At 50.0% G+C, this 17648-nt stretch carries 15 protein-coding genes and 1 CRISPR repeat array; of the genes, 9 read left to right on the top strand and 6 right to left on the bottom strand.

The window, feature by feature from the left end:
• Nucleotides 1-72 precede the first annotated feature (72 nt).
• From L6H98_RS24075 to L6H98_RS24050, 6 genes are all read left to right on the top strand, one after another.
• A complete protein-coding gene (locus L6H98_RS24075) occupies nt 73-1113 on the top strand; it encodes a helix-turn-helix domain-containing protein (protein WP_236420265.1) in 1041 nt (346 codons plus the stop codon).
• A 138-nt stretch (nt 1114-1251) separates the two neighbouring features.
• Nucleotides 1252-2757 (top strand): alpha-glucosidase/alpha-galactosidase, encoded by a 1506-nt coding sequence (locus L6H98_RS24070; protein WP_236420219.1) that lies wholly within the window; start codon nt 1252-1254, stop codon nt 2755-2757.
• A gap of 236 nt (nt 2758-2993) precedes the next feature.
• The gene (locus L6H98_RS24065; protein ID WP_290371487.1) at nt 2994-4181 is read left to right on the top strand and encodes an amidohydrolase; all 1188 of its coding nucleotides are present in this window, start codon (nt 2994-2996) and stop codon (nt 4179-4181) included.
• Nucleotides 4182-4333: 152 nt separating this feature from the next.
• Nucleotides 4334-5104, top strand: a complete 771-nt coding sequence (locus L6H98_RS24060; RefSeq protein WP_236420263.1) for an amino acid ABC transporter substrate-binding protein — start codon at nt 4334-4336, stop codon at nt 5102-5104.
• 167 nt (nt 5105-5271) lie between these two features.
• Nucleotides 5272-5931, top strand: a complete 660-nt coding sequence (locus L6H98_RS24055; RefSeq protein ID WP_236420218.1) for an amino acid ABC transporter permease — start codon at nt 5272-5274, stop codon at nt 5929-5931.
• A 53-nt stretch (nt 5932-5984) separates the two neighbouring features.
• Nucleotides 5985-6740 (top strand): amino acid ABC transporter ATP-binding protein, encoded by a 756-nt coding sequence (locus L6H98_RS24050; RefSeq protein WP_290371486.1) that lies wholly within the window; start codon nt 5985-5987, stop codon nt 6738-6740.
• 307 nt (nt 6741-7047) lie between these two features.
• Here L6H98_RS24050 and L6H98_RS24045 read toward each other — a convergent pair whose 3' ends face one another.
• The 6 genes from L6H98_RS24045 to L6H98_RS24020 all read right to left on the bottom strand — a co-directional run bounded on the left by L6H98_RS24045 (nt 7048) and on the right by L6H98_RS24020 (nt 12589).
• Nucleotides 7048-7260 (bottom strand): DUF554 family protein, encoded by a 213-nt coding sequence (locus tag L6H98_RS24045; protein WP_236420217.1) that lies wholly within the window; start codon nt 7258-7260, stop codon nt 7048-7050.
• 38 nt (nt 7261-7298) lie between these two features.
• Nucleotides 7299-7592 carry a DUF554 family protein gene (locus L6H98_RS24040; RefSeq protein WP_236420216.1) on the bottom strand — a complete coding sequence of 98 codons (294 nt, stop codon included), beginning with the start codon at nt 7590-7592 and terminating at the stop codon, nt 7299-7301.
• Between the two features lie 18 nt (nt 7593-7610).
• Nucleotides 7611-8936, bottom strand: coding sequence for an amidohydrolase family protein (locus L6H98_RS24035; protein WP_236420215.1), 1326 nt, complete (start codon nt 8934-8936; stop codon nt 7611-7613).
• 83 nt (nt 8937-9019) lie between these two features.
• The gene (locus L6H98_RS24030) at nt 9020-9628 is read right to left on the bottom strand and encodes a TetR/AcrR family transcriptional regulator (protein ID WP_236420214.1); all 609 of its coding nucleotides are present in this window, start codon (nt 9626-9628) and stop codon (nt 9020-9022) included.
• A gap of 1232 nt (nt 9629-10860) precedes the next feature.
• Entirely contained in the window at nt 10861-11805 is a 945-nt protein-coding gene (locus L6H98_RS24025) for an EcsC family protein (RefSeq protein ID WP_236420213.1), read from the bottom strand.
• A gap of 79 nt (nt 11806-11884) precedes the next feature.
• Nucleotides 11885-12589, bottom strand: coding sequence for a hypothetical protein (locus L6H98_RS24020; protein ID WP_236420212.1), 705 nt, complete (start codon nt 12587-12589; stop codon nt 11885-11887).
• 295 nt (nt 12590-12884) lie between these two features.
• Nucleotides 12885-13602: direct repeats of the CRISPR family, unit length 23 nt; unit sequence GTATGGAGTGCGTGGATTGAAAT.
• A gap of 277 nt (nt 13603-13879) precedes the next feature.
• On the opposite strand from L6H98_RS24020, the gene L6H98_RS24015 reads away from it, so the two are divergent.
• The 3 genes from L6H98_RS24015 to L6H98_RS24005 are packed head-to-tail and all read left to right on the top strand — an operon-like array spanning nt 13880 to nt 17647.
• On the top strand, nt 13880-14761 hold the full coding sequence (locus tag L6H98_RS24015; RefSeq protein WP_236420211.1) for a DUF6602 domain-containing protein: 882 nt from the start codon (nt 13880-13882) through the stop codon (nt 14759-14761).
• Nucleotides 14762-14780: 19 nt separating this feature from the next.
• The gene (locus tag L6H98_RS24010; RefSeq protein ID WP_236420210.1) at nt 14781-16904 is read left to right on the top strand and encodes a hypothetical protein; all 2124 of its coding nucleotides are present in this window, start codon (nt 14781-14783) and stop codon (nt 16902-16904) included.
• Complete coding sequence (locus tag L6H98_RS24005) at nt 16901-17647, top strand: RAMP superfamily CRISPR-associated protein (RefSeq protein ID WP_236420209.1); 747 nt, start codon at nt 16901-16903, stop codon at nt 17645-17647. Before L6H98_RS24010 ends, L6H98_RS24005 begins: the two co-directional genes overlap by 4 nt.
• Nucleotide 17648 lies beyond the last annotated feature (1 nt).

Genomic DNA, 17648 nt, shown 5'->3' with positions numbered 1-17648 from the left:
CAAACCTGCTACAATGGAGCCATGACGATATGGCAGAACGGACGGGGAGGTTAGGATATGGAACAGGGAAAGTTGAACGGGAGTTTGTACCAGCCGGAGCTGCGCGCGGGAGACTGCGGTCCGCGTTTTTACGCCTACTACTACAAGCAATGGGACGATTACGAAATGTCCCACCATGTTCACGATTCGACCGAAATCATGTACATCATCTCAGGCATGTGCAGAGTGGACGTCAAGATGCCGGACGGCAGCACGGAACAGGCGGTGTTGAAAAAAGGACAGTTCATCCTGCTGGATGCGGGCGTTCCGCACCGACTGCTGGTGCAGGACGGCGTGCCCTGCCGGATGCTTAACGTGGAATTCGGCTTTGCGCCCGCAGCGCCGGGCCAGCCTTCGATTCGCCAGCTCGCGCGGGAAGAGCAGGAGGTCGCAGCTCTGCTCGACGGAGCGTCTCCTTATCTGGTGCTGCCTGATCCGGAAGAGGTATACCACATCATGAAAAGCCTGGTGCTGGAGCTGGACCAGCGCGGCTTGGCTGCGCAGGAACGGCAGGATCGAACAGGCGCCGCCGCGCTTGCAGTGCCGAATCCGCTGCGCGTGCTTGCGCCCGAAGAACGCTCGCAGCATCGCGAAGCCCGCAACCTGCAGTTTCCCGAACAGGGCACGTTAGTGCGCACGCTGTTCGTCCAGCTGCTGGTTCGGGTGGCCCGCCTGCGCGGGGAGCAGCGCCGAAGCGCGCATGACCAGACCGAGCTGTACGTGAAGCGCACGATCGAGTTCATGCATCAGAACATGGACCGCAGCATTCAAATGAAAGAGATCGCCGCAGCCGTCAACCTGCATCCGGGGTATTTGCACCGCATCTTCCGCAAGCATGCGGGACGAACCCCTGCCGATTACCTGACGATGCTGCGCATGGAAAAGGCCAAAATGCTGCTGCAGCAGACCGACATTCCCGTATCGGAAATCTCCGATTACGTGGGCGTGGGCAGCCGCCAATACTTTCATATGCTGTTCAAAAAACATACGGGGCTGACGCCGCTGGAATTCCGGGCATCCATGGAGCGCCATGTTAGCCATTATCCGGATGGCAGCCATGCGGAGTGGGGATGAAAAGTGAGGATTTTTGACACCCTTTCCGCAAACAGGTCATGATTTTGATAACGCTTCCCCGAAAGGCATTGCTACAATGGACTCATGTGGTGAAACAATAACCGAAGCAGTGTCTTCGGACAATGGGAGGACATGGGCATGTCGTTTAAAGTGGCCTTTATCGGGGCAGGCAGCATCGGATTCACGCGCGGATTGTTGCGGGATCTGCTGACCGTGCCGGAGTTCAAAAACATCGAGGTGGCGTTCTGCGACATCAACCAGCATAACCTGGACATGGTGACCGAGCTGTGCCAGCGGGATATTCGCGAGAACGGACTGGACATCCAGATTCAACCGACGACGGACCGCAGAGAAGCGCTCAAGGATGCCAAGTACGTGCTGTGCACGATACGGGTAGGCGGGCTTGAAGCGTTTGCGACCGACGTGGACATTCCGCTGAAATACGGGGTGGACCAGTGCGTCGGGGACACGCTGTGCGCGGGCGGCATTATGTACGGGCAGCGGGGCATCGCCGAGATGCTGGACATCTGCAAGGACATTCGCGAGCAGAGCGCGCCGGACGTGCTGCTGCTCAACTACTCGAACCCGATGGCGATGCTGACCTGGGCCTGCAACACATACGGCGGCGTGCGCACGATCGGTTTGTGCCACGGGGTGCAGCATGGGCATCATCAGATCGCGGAAGTGTACGGGCTGGATAAAAAGGAAGTGGATATCGTCTGCGCAGGCATCAACCATCAGACCTGGTATATCAAGGCGTCGCACAAGGGCCAGGACCTGACGGCAGGCTTGCTCGAAGCGTTCGAGAAGCATCCGGAGTACAGCCGGACCGAAAAGGTGCGCATCGACATGCTGCGCCGCTTCGGGTATTACAGCACGGAATCGAACGGCCATCTGAGCGAATACGTGCCTTGGTACCGCAAACGTCCGGACGAGATCCAGGACTGGATCGACCTGGGCAGCTGGATCAACGGGGAGACCGGAGGATATTTGCGGGTATGCACGGAAGGACGCAACTGGTTTGAAACCGACTTCCCGAACTGGATGAAAGATGAGCCTATGCGTTTCGTTCCGGAAAAAAGAGGCGAAGAGCACGGTTCGTACATTATCGAATCGCTGGAAACGGGACGCGTATACCGCGGGCATTTCAACACCGTCAACAATGGCGTGATCTCCAACCTGCCGAATGACGCAATTATCGAAGCACCGGGCTATGTGGACCGCAACGGCATCTCGATGCCGCATGTCGGCGATCTGCCGCTCGGCCCGGCAGCCGTATGCAACGTCAGCATTTCGGTACAACGTCTGGCGGTGGAGGCGGCAGTGCATGGCGATGACCAGTTGCTGCGCCAGGCATTCATGATGGACCCGCTCGTCGGCGCGGTATGCAATCCGAAAGAGATTTGGCAAATGGTCGACGAGATGCTGGTCGCGCAGGCGAAATGGCTGCCGCAATACGGCGAAGCCATTGCAGCGGCGGAAGAGCGGCTTGCGGCGGGCAACCTTATTCCGACGAAAGCATACGAAGGCGCAGCGCGGCTCAAAGTGAAAACGGTGGAAGAGATGCAGCAGGACCGCGATGCCGCCAACAAAAACGCGGGCGAGTCCGACAAGGGCAAAGATCGCGAAAAGGTACAGCAATAAGATACAGCAATAAGGTGAACTATAAAGTGAATCTATGAAGTGAAGCGATAAGATGAAGCAACAACATCGAAAAGCTTCATGATGCAAGGCGCAGCCGTTAGACGAGGAGTCTGGCGGCTGGGCTTTTTTTGCATGTGAAAATCGATTATACAAAGCGGGCAATTTGGATTATGATGGAATAACCAAGTAAGTTAATGTGTTTACATATAATAGCGATTTAATCTAGGAGGATGATAATGATGTCAACTATACCTGAACCATTGACCACCGAACTGATCGAGCAAGCTATTGCCTGGCGCAGGCATTTGCACCAGCATCCCGAGCTTTCGTTTCAGGAGCATGAAACGTCCCGGTACATCGCCGGCATATTGGAATCGTTCGGCGGACTGGAGATCAGCCGCCCTACGCCGACAAGCGTCGTTGCCAAGCTGATCGGCGCCCGTCCCGGCAAAACGCTGGCCCTGCGTGCAGACATCGACGCATTGCCGATTGAAGAGGAAGCGCCGATCGAGGACGCTTCCCGCAACCCGGGCGTCATGCATGCCTGCGGGCATGACGGGCATACGGCCACGCTGCTGGCCGTGGCCAAGCTGCTTAGCGCGCGAAAGGAGCAGCTTCGCGGCGAGATTCGTTTTATTTTCCAGCATGCGGAGGAAATGCCGCCGGGCGGTGCAAGAGAGCTGGTTGCGGCAGGCGTCATGGACGGGGTGGATTGGGTCGTGGGCGAGCATTTGGCTTCCCTACTGCCCGTCGGCAAAATAGGCATTGCCTATGGCGAAATGATGGCTTCGCCGGACAACTTCACGATTCTTGTCAAAGGGTACGGCGGACATGCGGGATCTCCACATAGGGCGGTGGACGTCATCGCCATTGGCGCCCAAATCGTGACCAACCTGCAGCACATCGTATCCCGGAATGCCGATCCGCTGGAGCGCCTCGTGGTATCCATTGCCCAATTTACCGCAGGCGCCTCCCGCAATGTCATTCCGGATCAGGCGATCATCAAAGGAACGGTACGGAGCTTCAGCACGGAAGTGCGGGAAGAAGCCGAAAGACAAATCGAGCGTATTGCCGGCGGAGTCGCTTCTGCCCATGGAGCAAGCATTGAGCTGGATTACGTGTACGGCTACGATCCGGTCGTGAATGACGAGGAACTGACCCGTACGATTGAAGCGGTGCTGGTGGAAACGTTTGGCCGGGACGCCGTCGTTCATCAACCCCCATCCATGGGCGGCGAGGATTTCTCGGCGTATCAGCGCGTCGTTCCCGGGACGTTTTTCAATATCGGCGCAGGCAATGTGGATAAAGGCATCGTGTATCCCCATCATCATCCCAAATTTATGATTGACGAAGAAGCGCTGCAGAACGGCATATTGGCTTTCGTTAAAATTGCGGAACATTTGCTTGAGTGGAACCGGGATTAGTCAAAGAATGTTCAACATCTGGATATGCAGGATAGGATTAACCTTGCGAATCTCTCGACTCTTTTTCCATGCTATGTTATTATAAAAACTCTGATAACGTGGTAACGAGCTAAAGCGTTTTGCTGGCTATAGACATGGAGGGGTAAGAAATGATGAAGAAAAAGGGAATCGTACTGTTACTGATCAGCATGTTCATCGTTGTACTCGCGGGCTGTTCGGGCTCGGCAAGCAAAGACGACAATACCATCGTCGTAGGCATCGACGACAAATTCGCTCCGATGGGTTTCCGTGACGAGCAAAACGAAATCGTAGGTTTCGATATTGATTATGCCCGCGCGGCCGGGGAGAAAATGGGTAAAGAGTTCACGTTCCAGCCGATCGACTGGTCTTCCAAGGAATCCGAGCTGAACAGCGGCCGCATCGACCTGATCTGGAACGGATACACGATCACGGACGAGCGCAAGGAGAAAGTCCTGTTCACGAAGCCGTATCTGGAGAATAGCCAGGTGGTCGTGACGCTGGCCGATTCGCCGATTACGAAGCTGGACGAGCTGGACGGCAAAAACGTCGGTCTGCAAGCATTGTCCTCTGCGGCAGATGCACTCGCGGCAAGCCCGCTGAAAGACAAAGTAAAAGCTTCCGAATTCAAGGATAACGTACTTGCCCTGACCGACCTCAAAACGAAACGACTGGATGCCGTCATCATCGACGAGGTTGTAGCAAGATACTACATGTCCAAAGAAGAAGGAACGTTCAAACTGCTGGACGAATCGCTCGCTCCCGAGCAATATGGCGTTGGCGTGAAGAAAGGCAATGAAGCACTGTTGAACGAGCTGCAAAAAGCCCTTGACGAGATGAACGCGGACGGAACGGCTGCCGAAATTTCGAACAAGTGGTTTGGCGAAAACAAGGTGCTGAAATAACAGGTTTGATCCGATCCACTTAGAATCGCAAAGGACCTGACAATATCGATTGAACGGCATGGCCTGAATCCTTCATGCCGCCGTTCACTACCAAGTGACCCCGTATTTCCGATGGAGGCAATGCCTTCGGTGGAGTGCGGGGTCAACAGATTAGAGGAGATTGAATCATGAGCTGGGATTATATATCTACCGTATTGAAACCGATGCTGGACGGGGCGCAGACAACGATCATCATGTTCCTGGTCGCGATCGTATTGTCCGTGCCGCTCGGCTTCGGCATAACGCTGGTCATGCGCAGCCGCTTCAAACCGCTGGCCTGGCTGGCGCACGCGTACGTTTACGTCATGCGCGGCACGCCGCTGCTGCTGCAGGTGCTGTTCTTCTGCTTTGGCCTGCCGCTGCTGCCGGTGATCGGGGAGCATCTGGTCTTCGACCGCTTCGTTTCCGCAGCGATCGCATTTGTGCTGAACTACGCCGCATACTTCGCGGAGATTTTCCGGGGCGGCCTGCTTTCCATCGACAAAGGACAGCAGGAAGCGGCGCAGGTGCTGGGGCTTAGCCGTTGGCAAACGATGACCAAAGTCATCGTTCCGCAGATGATCCGCGTGGTGCTGCCGGCAACCGCCAACGAATCGATCACGCTGGTGAAGGATACGGCGCTTTTGTACGCCGTGGCCGTGCCGGAGCTGCTGTATTACGCGCAAGCGGCGGTTAACCGCGACATGCAGCTCATTCCGTTTTTCTTGGCCGCAGTCATTTATTTGGTGATGACCCTTGTGCTGACCGTTCTGTTCAAGCTGTTGGAGAAACGTTACTCGTTTAAATAAGCTGCGGCGCAGAGGCCGCACTCAAAATCAATCCGTTAAAGGACTGTCTAAACATGTCACATATCATAGAAGTCAACCAATTGAAAAAATCGTTCGGCACGCTGGACGTCCTGAAGCAGGTTTCCTTTAGCGTGGAGCCGGGCGAAGTCATTGCCGTCATCGGACCGTCGGGCTCCGGCAAAAGCACCATGCTGCGCAGCCTGATCCATCTGGAGGAAATTACGGGCGGCACGATCCGCCTGCAAAATCAGGTGCTGGTTGAGGACGGACGTTACGCTTCCGGTGCGGACATTCGCAAAATGACCGACCGGATGGGCATGGTGTTCCAGCATTTTAACCTGTTCCCGCACCTGACCGTGCGCGCGAATCTGGAGCTGGCGCCGAAGACGCTGAAAAAAGAAAGCAATGCCGCTATTCGTAAGCGCAGCATGGAACTGCTGGACAAGGTAGGGCTGGCGGACAAGGCCGATACCTATCCGGGCAATCTGTCCGGGGGACAGAAGCAGCGCGTGGCTATCGCCCGCGCCCTCATGATGCAGCCGGACATCCTGCTCTTCGACGAGCCGACCTCCGCGCTCGATCCCGAGCTGACGGGCGAAGTGCTGCGGGTCATCAAACAGCTGGCGCAGGAAAACATGACGATGATGATCGTCACCCATGAGATGAGCTTTGCCCGCGACGTCGCGGATCGCATTTTCTTCATGGACAACGGCGAGATCGCCGAATCCGGTACGCCGGAGCAAATTTTCGGCAATCCGCAGCTGGAGCGTACGCGTACTTTTTTGCAGCGGGTAGAGCTGGACGCCTAAGCCAGGCTGCACATCATAAAGAGCGAAATCATGCCGGACCACGAGGGGACCGGAAGATTCGCTCTTTTTTGCGTTGACGGCACGATGTATGCTGACCGTAATTTACGCTGCAGTCTTCCGCGAGCGCTAACGAATCTCACACACCTTATGTGGGCCGTTTTCGTGGTTTGCAGCACCTAACGAACCTGAGAAGTCTTATGCAGCGTAATTTGGGCCGTTCGGGCGTCATTTCACCATAATAACGTGTCTCAGGTTCGTTACGATTCAACGTGAGCTTTATTCCGGTCGATAAGATGCGTCAAGTTCGTTACAGCAAAAATATGGGGATGAACAAGGCAGGCAGCAGGTTCAACACGTTGATTTTTGTAATGTTCAGAATGTTCAAGCCGGTGCAGAGCGCAAGAATGCCGCCAATGATCGTGATTTCGTTGATGACGCTGGTCGTCATGTATCCGGAAATGAAATCTGCGGAGAAAAATACGGCTGTTTCGATAATAAACAATATTAGCGATGTAATCATTATGCCGATTCCGAAAGTGGAAGCCAGAATGAGCGCCGTCATCCTTCATTCAAACGGCCCGCCGAGAACCGGGCCATCAGTGTGTCCAACCTTTTTTCGATATTTATAAGCTGACCGATGATCCCGCCAAGCGTGAGGAAAATGATAAACATGATTTGAAATTCGCTGGTGGAAAGGCTGTTCATCGTTGTGCTGATGCCGATGATCAGGGCGCTGACGCCGATCACCTGGTTCAGGATGGATTTGTAGCTCTCATGGATGAACCTTTTGGAGATGGCTCCGATCGTGCTGCCGCATATCATCGAAAAACAATTGATCCATATTCCAAGCATCGTGTTCACTCCTGAGGATTACCACACCGAATTTAGAAGTTGGTCGACTTCCGGGATTCGGGTGACGGATGGGGTTGGGATAAGATTGCCGTTGACCATGACCATGTTGACGTTCGACAAGGCTTCGATACGCTCCAGCGGGTTATGCTCGAGGACGATCAGATCCGCGTTTTTGCCGACTTCAAGCGTACCGGTAAATTCATCCACGCCCAAAATGTTTGCATTGGTTCGGGTAGCCATCTCGATGACCTGTGCCGTGCTCAGACCGGCCTGTCTCATGTAATGGTCGAGTTCTCTCCACATGTCGTAATGCGTAACGAACGGCATCGCGGCATCGGTGCCGACACCCATCGTAATGCCGTGTTCAATGGCTTGATGCACGCTTTTCAACATGGATGTGTAAACCAGCCTGGAGTTTTCCTTCACGGTTGCGCTCACCTTTGTGACACTGGTGTCCAAGGAGGCCGACGGATAAGCGGCTTGCAGGGTCGGGATCAGGGCCGTGTAACCATTCAGGGCATTGGGATTGTTTTTATACAGGTCGATGATTTCGTCATCCATTTCCGCGCCGTGCTCGATCGTGTCGACGCCACCTTTTAACGCCACTCTGACGCCTTCCGTGCTCTCCACATGGGCAGCGACCCGCAGCCCGATTTTGTGCGCTTCGTCGCAGATCGCGGTTACTTCGTCCACCGTCATTTGCAAACGGCCCGCTTCGCCGACCATTTTGGCATCGGTCACCCCGCCGGTCACGCAAATTTTGATCAGATCCACGCCGTGTTTCACATTGATGCGCACGTTTTTGCGCGCCTCCCATGGGGAGTCTCCCACCAGAGCGAGGTAGGGTGCGCCGTGTCCGCCCGTGACGCTCAGGAAAAACCCGGATACAAGCAAGTTCGGGCCAACGAACGTGTTGGCATTGATTTCATCGCGGAGCGCCACATCGGTGTAGAAAAATTCGCCGACGCTGCGCATCGTGGTCACCCCGGCGTGCAGAGCCGTCAGCGCATTGCGTTTCATGCGTTTTATCAGCACGCTTTTTCCGAATTTGGTGTTCAAAATGTGGTTGTACGCAAATTGCAGCATGCCTTCGCTGGCGGACAGCGTGAACGGCTTGCCGTCGGCGAACAGGTGAACATGGGCATTGATCAACCCTGGCATGACATATTTGCCCGCAAGGTCGATCGTTTCATAATGGGCGGGGATGTCCATGTCGTGTTCTTTGCCGATCTGTTGAATGCGTCCGTGTTCATCGACCAGAATGGTCATATTTTTGGCCAAACCTTGATGCTGGTCGCCGTGGATTACATTGCCGTTGGTGAATGCATAGGCCTTTGTCATCATAAAATCCTCCTTGAATGCGATGTATAATGAATGAATAATTCATTTTTGGGGCAAAAAAAAGGGCAAGGCATGTCCGGCTTTTTTTACTCGTTCAAGCTTTTCATACCGTGCAGTCTGTAAATGCTCAACGCTTCGAAAATACGTCTGCGGCTGTCGTCGCTCAGCTCTCTTTTCAGCAGATCCAGATTCATGTCGATGACATTGTGGGCGATGATGTTGAGCATGACCATGTTTTCTTCGTGGCCGATTTCGTAGCGTTTATACCGATCCTTGAGATAGGCCTTTTTGGTTTCGATCATCAGGTCGACCAGTTCGTTTTTCGCGTTGGTGTACGTGGTGCCTTTGTTTTTTTCGAAAATGATCACGATCTGTTTGCTGTACTTCGTCAACACGTCCACTTGAGCCTGAAACAGGGCAGACCGCTCCTCGCTGTCGGCGCCGTCGAAAAAATGCTGATTATCGAAATGAATCGTCTCGACCAGCACGTTTTTCAGGTATTCCACCAAGGTGGGCGGCACGACGGAGTAGAACAGATCCTTTTTGTTTTTGAAATAGGTGTAGATGTTGCCAACGGAAATGTTGATCTCGTCCGCGATATCGCTCATCTTGGCGTCGACAAACCCTTTTTCGAAAAATACCTTTAACGCGGCATATTCGATTTCTTTTTTGACTTCGTCTTTTTTGGACTGCAATCGGAACGTCTCCTTAAAAGTGAATGGTTAATTCGTTATTAATGTATTCCTGTTTCTGAGGTTTGTCAAATCATCGGATGTTATAGGGGGAACGGGGGATATGTAGGGCAGTGGATGGGGTGCTGTGGATGGCGGGATTCATGCGGTTGTGTTATCATTGGTGCGAATGCCAAGCTCACATGAATTTCCTGGAGATTCGCACCTCGAAAAATGTCGAAAACGCCTTATTTGTGACCTTTTGGCAATGGAGAGGAATGCTTTGGTTAAGAGAAGTTGCTGGAAATGACGTAGGAAAGTTTGTTTTTTGAAGTGGACGCAGTTTATACGTTATTTTTCGCTGTCGCACTCTGTATGGAGTGCGTGGATTGAAATCTTAGCAACCCCGCGACAACTCCCGCGAAAAAAAGTCGCACTCCGTGAGGAGTGCGTGGATTGAAATCTCCAATGCCCGATGCCTTGTTGCATCTGCGGCTGGTCGCACTCCGTATGGAGTGCGTGAATTGAAATGTCACGCTGGGCGCGGTAACGATCGGCGGTCCAACGTCGCACTCCGTATGGAGTGCGTGGATTGAAATCCAATCAAGGACTTGTGCGACGCCTTCACCGATTGTCGCACTCCGTATGGAGTGCGTGGATTGAAATCCCGGCTTGGTGCGCCTCTGAGCATACAGCGCGTCGTTGCACTTCGTATGGAGTGTGTGGATTGAAATATTAATTACCATCCCACCGTACGGTACAAAAATTTTAGGTCGCACTCCGTATGGAGTCCGTGGATTGAAATTTCGGTGAGTATGCAGGCTTTCTCAACTATTGCGTCGCACTCCGTGTGGAGTGCGTTGATTGAAATACATGGGTGGTGCACCCCATGCTTTCTAGATGTTTTAGTCGCACTTAGTATGAAGTGCGTGGATTGAAATTTGGGACTTCGCCGATTGCAAGCAGTGTAAGTTAGTCGGAGTGCATAGATTGAAATTCGTATTGAATCATGTCATCCGTCTTTTCGATGGAAGTCGCACTCTGTATAGAGTGCGTGGATTGAAATTCTTTGATGTTGTCCATAAGATACTTTAGCAGCATGGTAGACTCCGCATAGAATGCGAGGGTCGTAGTGTATAAAGGGAAGGTCCTTAGATTACAACGAAAAAAGCTCGGCATATGCCGAGCTTTTTTGAGTGAGAACCGATTTGAGTTTCCGGCTAAAGATAATTAACCGTAAAGTTATCCCTCAGCATTTATACGGGAACTTCCTGTAGTCTTTTCACTTCCAACTGAATGAAATGGTGGACATGATCCTGTCCGTATTTATTGTCCAGATAAAGCTTGCGGAAATAATTTTTGGCATTGGTGTGGTTCATTTGCTGAAAAGCCAGGTTAAGTCCTGCATTGAGAACGGCACCTGCAATGGGCACAATCATGCCCAGTTCCTTTTGCGTGATGACGACGCCTAATCGCTCAGCCACCTTTTGCACAAGCCGGATGAGTTGGGGACAGGATTTTTCGATGACTTCGGCGGTTAATTCCCCAGCCAGTCCTTCGGCAAACTTGGTCGCTGCCCTCACTTCGGAAAAGGCCAACGATTTGGCTGCCAGAAACCCTTCATCCGAAGCCGACGATGTTGGCGCCATCGCCGCCAAGACATGCGGAATATTCATCGGATCCGCCGTGGAGTATCCATACGAAGCAGCGATTTGGCTTACATGCCGGGACATCAGCGTCATGGAGGCGGTCACGTCAGCTGCGACGGTCACTGGAAGCAAGAGTCCGCCTGAAAGAGTTGTTGCCATTCCCAATGCTGCACCCTCCGCCGTAACCAAAAAACCGTTGCTGACATCAAACGTATCTGCCACGATATCCATCTCTTTTAATGGCAAGCGTCGGATCTCCTCTAGACCGGCAATGCGGATATTGTGTTTTTTCATGTATTCTTTGCGAATGGCATCTTCGCTGGTCAACGCCTTGGCCATTTTGATCGTTCCCCGCAAAGAAGACTCAATTGTGGAGTCGATGCGAGTGATGGCTTTTTTGATCATCTTGCTATTGGATGAATGAGCTGCCTCCATAAGCTTAGACACGGGTTTTCCGGCGACTTCAAGCGCAGCTTGGACCGGATTGACCGAAACTTGGCTTTTGGCCATTTCCCCAATGACAAATTGTTCGTACTCCGTAAAGGTCGGCATGATGATTTCCCTCCAGTACAATCGAATGATGATTCCACGCCAACAGCGGACATCTCAAGTCAAAAGCATCCGCCAGGGTTTAGGCTTTGTAGTCCGGGTTATGCTGTTCGTATCCCCCATTTGGACGGTTCACGCTGGTATCCCCGTCGCCATCCCTGTAGTACCCCTCGACGTGCGTGCCGTCTGCGCGCTCATAACCTTCGACATAATGAGGTTCAACGTGGTGAGTATTCGGATTTTCGATCGTAGCGGCATCGGTCTGCTCGACATTTGCTGTGGTCGTTGCATGTTCCATAGGCGCTGCATGACCTGGGTCGCTTTCGGCTGCAATTTCACCTATTCCATCTGCACCATCCGCCACATCAAGTATGCCGACTGCAATGACACTCACCGCCGCGGCAGTAACCAGTCCTTTGGCACCGTGTTTCACGCGATCTATATCCTCATCCTTGATGCCCGTAACGACATCTTTGCCGTTGTTGTAGACGTATTTGGCAGAAGCAACGACGCCTTTGGCGGTATCAGACACAGCCCCACCAATATCGTTCAAGCCATGATCCACCGTGGCTCCGTCGTTTGTAATTACCCCTTTAGCGACATCATATACACCGCTGGCAAGATCGCCCACCGTGCGTCCGGTATGTACGGTTGCTTTTTCGACGCCGTTACCGACTTCTTTGATATATTGGCTGCCTGTGACTTCACCAACAACCCGGACGGATCCGCCGAGCACTCTGCCTGTGACTTTTCCCGCGAATTGCCCCAAATCTTTTAGGAAGCTCATATTGTCATTCTCCTTAGACACGTTAGGTACTCAAAGCGCGTCGTTTTTCTTATGCATAATTGTATTATATACGGTTATAAGGGGAAAAGCGGCGCAAAGGTTTGGAAATTTAGGTGCGAACCCCATGCTCACATGAATTTCCTGGGGGATTCGCACCTCGGAATTTGTCGAAAGTATCGTTTTCGTGACCTTTTGGCAATAGATTTGCTCCATTAGTTGGGTAATGTATAATAAAAATAGATGAATTTACGTAACGATTGTTCCGATTGACACATTTGTTACGTCATTTTTTGCTGTCGCACTCTGTATGGAGTGCGTGGATTGAAATCAAGCTGGTTATTCGTCCCTTTGCGGTAAACCGCGTCGCACTCTGTATGGAGTGCGTGGATTGAAATGCTAAGACTGATCGTTATAAGGCGATCCGTAAGGAAGTCGCACTCTGTATGGAGTGCGTGGATTGAAATCCGGCTGCTGACAGGGTGCTGGGGAGCTGTTCCCGGTCGCACTCTGTATGGAGTGCGTGGATTGAAATCGTATCTGGGAGCGACGCTGTTTCCCGCCCGTAAAAAGTCGCACTCTGTATGGAGTGCGTGGATTGAAATCCCTCATCATTACTTGGATCTTGCCAGCCAACCCTGTCGCACTCTGTATGGAGTGCGTGGATTGAAATCTGAACGCCAACATTCAGGGTAAATCGAAGCTTATTGTCGCACTCTGTATGGAGTGCGTGGATTGAAATCGAAGTATCATCTATTTTGGTTGGAATTTGGGATTGTCGCACTCTGTATGGAGTGCGTGGATTGAAATTCAAATGGGTTGCGATTGTCGGCATAACACACCTCGTCGCACTCCGTATGGAGTGCGTGGATTGAAATCTCAAATGTATTGATCCAAATTGCTGGATAGCATGAAGTCGCACTCCGTATGGAGTGCGTGGATTGAAATTCCAGCGTTGGCTGCATGCCGTTGAACCCGTCTACGTCGCACTCCGTATGGAGTGTGTGGATTGAAATTACAGGAAAAGACGCGAACCAGACTTCACTTAATTATCGCATTTCGTATCTAGTTTGGTTTCCACAGGCAACCACTTCTCGTAGCACTCCTTATGGAGGTATGTAGTTTCCGAGATACTAATAGATAATTGGAACATATCAAACTTCTTTTAAGAACTTACGAAAGATGCAATCTGTTTGAAGAGAGCATCTTTTTTTGGTGTGGAATTTTTAGGAAACATGCTAATATAATTATGAGGCTGTTCCACTTTGAGTTCCCTTGAGAGGAGTATTAAACATGGCGAAGGAGCTATCTTTTGAAGAAAAAAAGCAAAAAATGATTGGAAACATTACAGAGAATTACCGTCAAGTAGAGAAGTCCATCGTAAATCAACTTTATATGAAACATGATTTGCATGGTACGACGGTTGGCTCGGAGAGAGAACTGATCTGGTCGCAATTGTTTGAGATGATTATCCCGAGGAAGTTTGTTATTGAGCAGTCCGTCTTCATCATTGATTCCCATGGAGGGGTCTCCAAAGAAGTGGATTTTGCCATTCTGGACGAGACGTATACACCATACATCTTTCGTTATGGACGAATTAAGTTTGTGCCAATAGAGGCGATTGCTGCAGTGATCGAGTGCAAGAGTCAAAATATTAAGGAGAAATCTATTAAAAACTGGGCAAAGAGCATTCAATCTCTGAAGACTTCAACCCAATCTACAGCTCGACTGGCGACAGGTATAGCTACAGGAGCTGTTCCGACACAACAATCGACACGGCCTATCCGTATCCTTTGTGCGTTACAGGAAAATTGTAATTCAACGATCAAAGACTATTTTGATTTTACCTTGCTGGCTTCCCGAGATGACGATGGCAGTAACGAATGCATTGAGATTGAGTATAAGCAGGCTCGGGAAGACGAGACGCTGCTAGATTGGTTCAAGAGCCTGAACTTTCACAACATTGAATTTGCTGAGAGTACGCCAGGAAGTGAAAACGTAAAGGAAGCACTCAACAAACACTCCCTTAAAGACTACGCCGTACTTGACCAAAGTGGTCGATCCATTTCACTACTCACTTTCAATTTTCAGTTGAACCAGCTTTTGATGTTGATTAATAATCCGATTTTGTTTCCGCATCGTGCGTATGTCGATTTATTTAACTCCAAGAAATGATAGAAAGGGCGGAATTGCTATGGGCCAATATGTGGTAGCCGTGTCCATTGATAAGGTGCAGTCTTTCCTATATTACGTACTTCATGCATCTGAGCAGGAAAAGCAAAGCAACAGTGGTACGTTGAAAACGATTATCGAATCGTCCAGACTGATTTCGGACCAATTCTATCAAGATATTGGAGTTGAGGAAGGCAGCGGTCCTTTCAACGGACATATTGATAAAGAGTTGTTAAAGTGTTCAGGTATGTGCGTCTTCACGACTTCTCTTTCGGAAGAACAGATCATTAACAATCTGGACGCGTTATTTAGATCGTATTATATGAAATTGAGCGGAAAGCTTCTCTTAAAGTATGTATTCTTCAAAAAAACGGAGCTTAAATCGGACTCGGATCTGTTAGCAATAAAAGAATGTAAGAATCGTCTTCGACAGACGAACTGTCTCAATTCGATCATTGAGCGAAATCGTGAGGTGTTGTTCACGTTTCATGCTGTTCCCCAAGATGATCAAGAACGCGATGTCCTGATGCAACAATCATTTTCAGAAAAATTCCCTGATTTCTCAAACACCATCAACGATCTTTATTCGGAATCGGAAGCGGTGAATGATAACCATTTCAGAGTAGCGGTCATTAAGGCCGATTTAGATGGGATGGGTGATATATTTAACAGTCTGAATAGTTATGAGACGTATAAACAGGTTAGCGAACTGCTTTCGGAGTACATATCGATGGAAAAGTTACACGATCAGGTGATACGGTACCAGAAAAAAGATAACACGTTCAAATTGTATCCACTGTATATTGCAGGGGATGACATCTTTTTTGCTGTTCCTGGCTCCAAGCTAATTGACGGGGTTAACTTATGTCAGAGCATTTTGAATCAGATTAATACACGGCTGGAGCAAATAAACTCTATGGAGGGAACGAAGCTCAAACCCTTATCCATGAGCATAGGAATTGATTTTACGTTTAACCGCGAACCGATCCGGTATTATTACGAAAGGGTACAGGAGCAACTGGATCTTGCGAAAGCTGAAGGGTTATGTTTTACCGAACATATCTACGATTTGTCCTGCATGAAAATCAGTATCAATCAATTCCAAATGTACCGTTATCGGTTGCCGGAGGTAACGCCGAACTCCCCTCAAGAGAGGAAAGCGTTTGAGGCATACGAAAAAGAGTTCAAAACAAAGAATGAGAACAAACAACAGTGGCATCATTTCGTGTCACAAGTGAAACGTCTTCAATATGCAATGAATGAAGGTTATGCCGCACACCATTTTTTCTATGGATTGCTGGACAAAATAACGAATCGCGAGATTAAAAGCAATGCAGTGAAGTACAGCAACGCTGTTCTTTATCATATGATTCCACAACATCTGAATAGCAACAATCAAAAGCTGAGAGAAGCAGAACTCTTGGTTTTGGAGTCGGTACTGAAGCAGGTTATCGTTTCCAATGCAACGGGAAGAGAAGGCAGGCTGTGTTTCGATGAAAATCAACAAATGCGTTTAGAGAATTACGTCCGGTTATTGTTATTGTTTTCTGACCCAAGATTTCAAATGAACGACGAAGCATCAGAGAATAATTTAGGTCAGAATGACATAAAACGCATCCGCAGTACATTGTTCAATAAAACATTGCGCTACTTGGTTGACAACAACTTGGATGTCAAGAGTAGCGGTCTTCGGGACATCTTTGTGAGTAAATCCGAATACGATAAGCCCTCTCAAAATATGGGCTCAAAATGGGGACAGAAAGGCGGAAGCAGGAAAAACAACAAGGTTGAAGTGTACCGCACGTTGAACCTATCTTCTTCCCTGCTTCATCGCCTGAAAAGTGTTACAGGTGTGGAACGAATGGCGGAAATGATCGAAGCTGTGAACCCACAAACCCTGGAAATGATCAAAGACCGTGAAGAACAATGCAAAGCAGAACATAAAGCTCCACCGGGATTGTATTTTGACAAGTTAGCATTCATACGGATGGCACGAAGATCAGGAAGTTGGAATAGCGATTATATCGATTCACTCCTGATCTTTTATCAACTACGAGAGCAGTTGATCGGATTGAAAGTTCACCCGGCATATCAGGCAAAAAGACGAACAACAGATCGAAGAAAAACAGGAGGAAGAGGCAGATGAATCCCAACAAAGTAACGATCAAAGTTACAACACGTTCAAATTTATTCATAGGCGGTTCTCCATCCACATTCGAGATTGGCGGCGTGGATCTGTTTACGGTGACGAATGAAAAGGGACTGCCCTACATTCCGGCTTCTTCATTCAAAGGTACTTTACGTCACATCATCAAAGAGTCAGTTAAATACCCAGGTGAACAACAGGATCATGGGAGGGTAGTTACCCGGGCTTATGAAGGCTATTTGAAAACTATATGGGAGAACAGTCAGGAGGAGCTAAAGCAATATAACATTAAAGGTGAACGTATTCAGAGGATGAATGACCGGTATGCTAAAGTGATCAAGGAGTCCTCCGCACAGTATTTATTTGGAATCGAAGGTTTCAATGATACGCCAAAATTGATTTTCAATGATCTGCAGCTTGTGGAGGAACAAAAGGAAATTCAGGATTGGTTCTCGATCGATTCCAAAAACAGCATTGAACAAAGCCAAGAGGGTGGAGTTCCTAAAGTCCACGCGAATCCCAGAACCTACAAAGTCGTTCGCCCAGGAATTTCTTTTATCGGGGACATATTGCTGTATAATATCGATCAATTGAACATGGATGATGCAATCATGGAGCCAATAGTTCAACGTTTTGTTAGAGCAGCGATAAGCCAGTTTAATTCAGGATTGTACCGCTTAGGAAACTCGGGCAGCAGGGGATACGGGCGAGTAACGGTTGAGTTCGTTGGGGAGGATGCCTGAC

It is taken from the genome of Paenibacillus sp. JJ-223 (assembly GCF_927798175.1).
Classification (GTDB): Bacteria; Bacillota; Bacilli; order Paenibacillales; family Paenibacillaceae; genus Paenibacillus; species Paenibacillus hubeiensis.
The sequence above is the reverse complement of the archived record's forward strand: the minus strand, read 5'-3'. Positions and strand labels throughout refer to the sequence as shown.

Excerpts from the sequence above, each read along its gene's own strand:
- L6H98_RS24025 (WP_236420213.1), bottom strand. The coding sequence starts at position 11,805 with ATGCCGACCTTTACGGAGTACGAACAATTTGTCATTGGGGAAATGGCC.
- L6H98_RS24040 (WP_236420216.1), bottom strand. The coding sequence starts at position 7,592 with ATGCTTGGAATATGGATCAATTGTTTTTCGATGATATGCGGCAGCACG.
- L6H98_RS24010 (WP_236420210.1), top strand. The coding sequence starts at position 14,781 with ATGGGCCAATATGTGGTAGCCGTGTCCATTGATAAGGTGCAGTCTTTC.
- L6H98_RS24070 (WP_236420219.1), top strand. The coding sequence starts at position 1,252 with ATGTCGTTTAAAGTGGCCTTTATCGGGGCAGGCAGCATCGGATTCACG.
- L6H98_RS24020 (WP_236420212.1), bottom strand. The coding sequence starts at position 12,589 with ATGAGCTTCCTAAAAGATTTGGGGCAATTCGCGGGAAAAGTCACAGGC.
- L6H98_RS24060 (WP_236420263.1), top strand. The coding sequence starts at position 4,334 with ATGAAGAAAAAGGGAATCGTACTGTTACTGATCAGCATGTTCATCGTT.
- L6H98_RS24005 (WP_236420209.1), top strand. The coding sequence starts at position 16,901 with ATGAATCCCAACAAAGTAACGATCAAAGTTACAACACGTTCAAATTTA.
- L6H98_RS24050 (WP_290371486.1), top strand. The coding sequence starts at position 5,985 with ATGTCACATATCATAGAAGTCAACCAATTGAAAAAATCGTTCGGCACG.
- L6H98_RS24055 (WP_236420218.1), top strand. The coding sequence starts at position 5,272 with ATGAGCTGGGATTATATATCTACCGTATTGAAACCGATGCTGGACGGG.
- L6H98_RS24035 (WP_236420215.1), bottom strand. The coding sequence starts at position 8,936 with ATGATGACAAAGGCCTATGCATTCACCAACGGCAATGTAATCCACGGC.
- L6H98_RS24065 (WP_290371487.1), top strand. The coding sequence starts at position 2,994 with ATGATGTCAACTATACCTGAACCATTGACCACCGAACTGATCGAGCAA.
- L6H98_RS24045 (WP_236420217.1), bottom strand. The coding sequence starts at position 7,260 with ATGATTACATCGCTAATATTGTTTATTATCGAAACAGCCGTATTTTTC.
- L6H98_RS24015 (WP_236420211.1), top strand. The coding sequence starts at position 13,880 with ATGGCGAAGGAGCTATCTTTTGAAGAAAAAAAGCAAAAAATGATTGGA.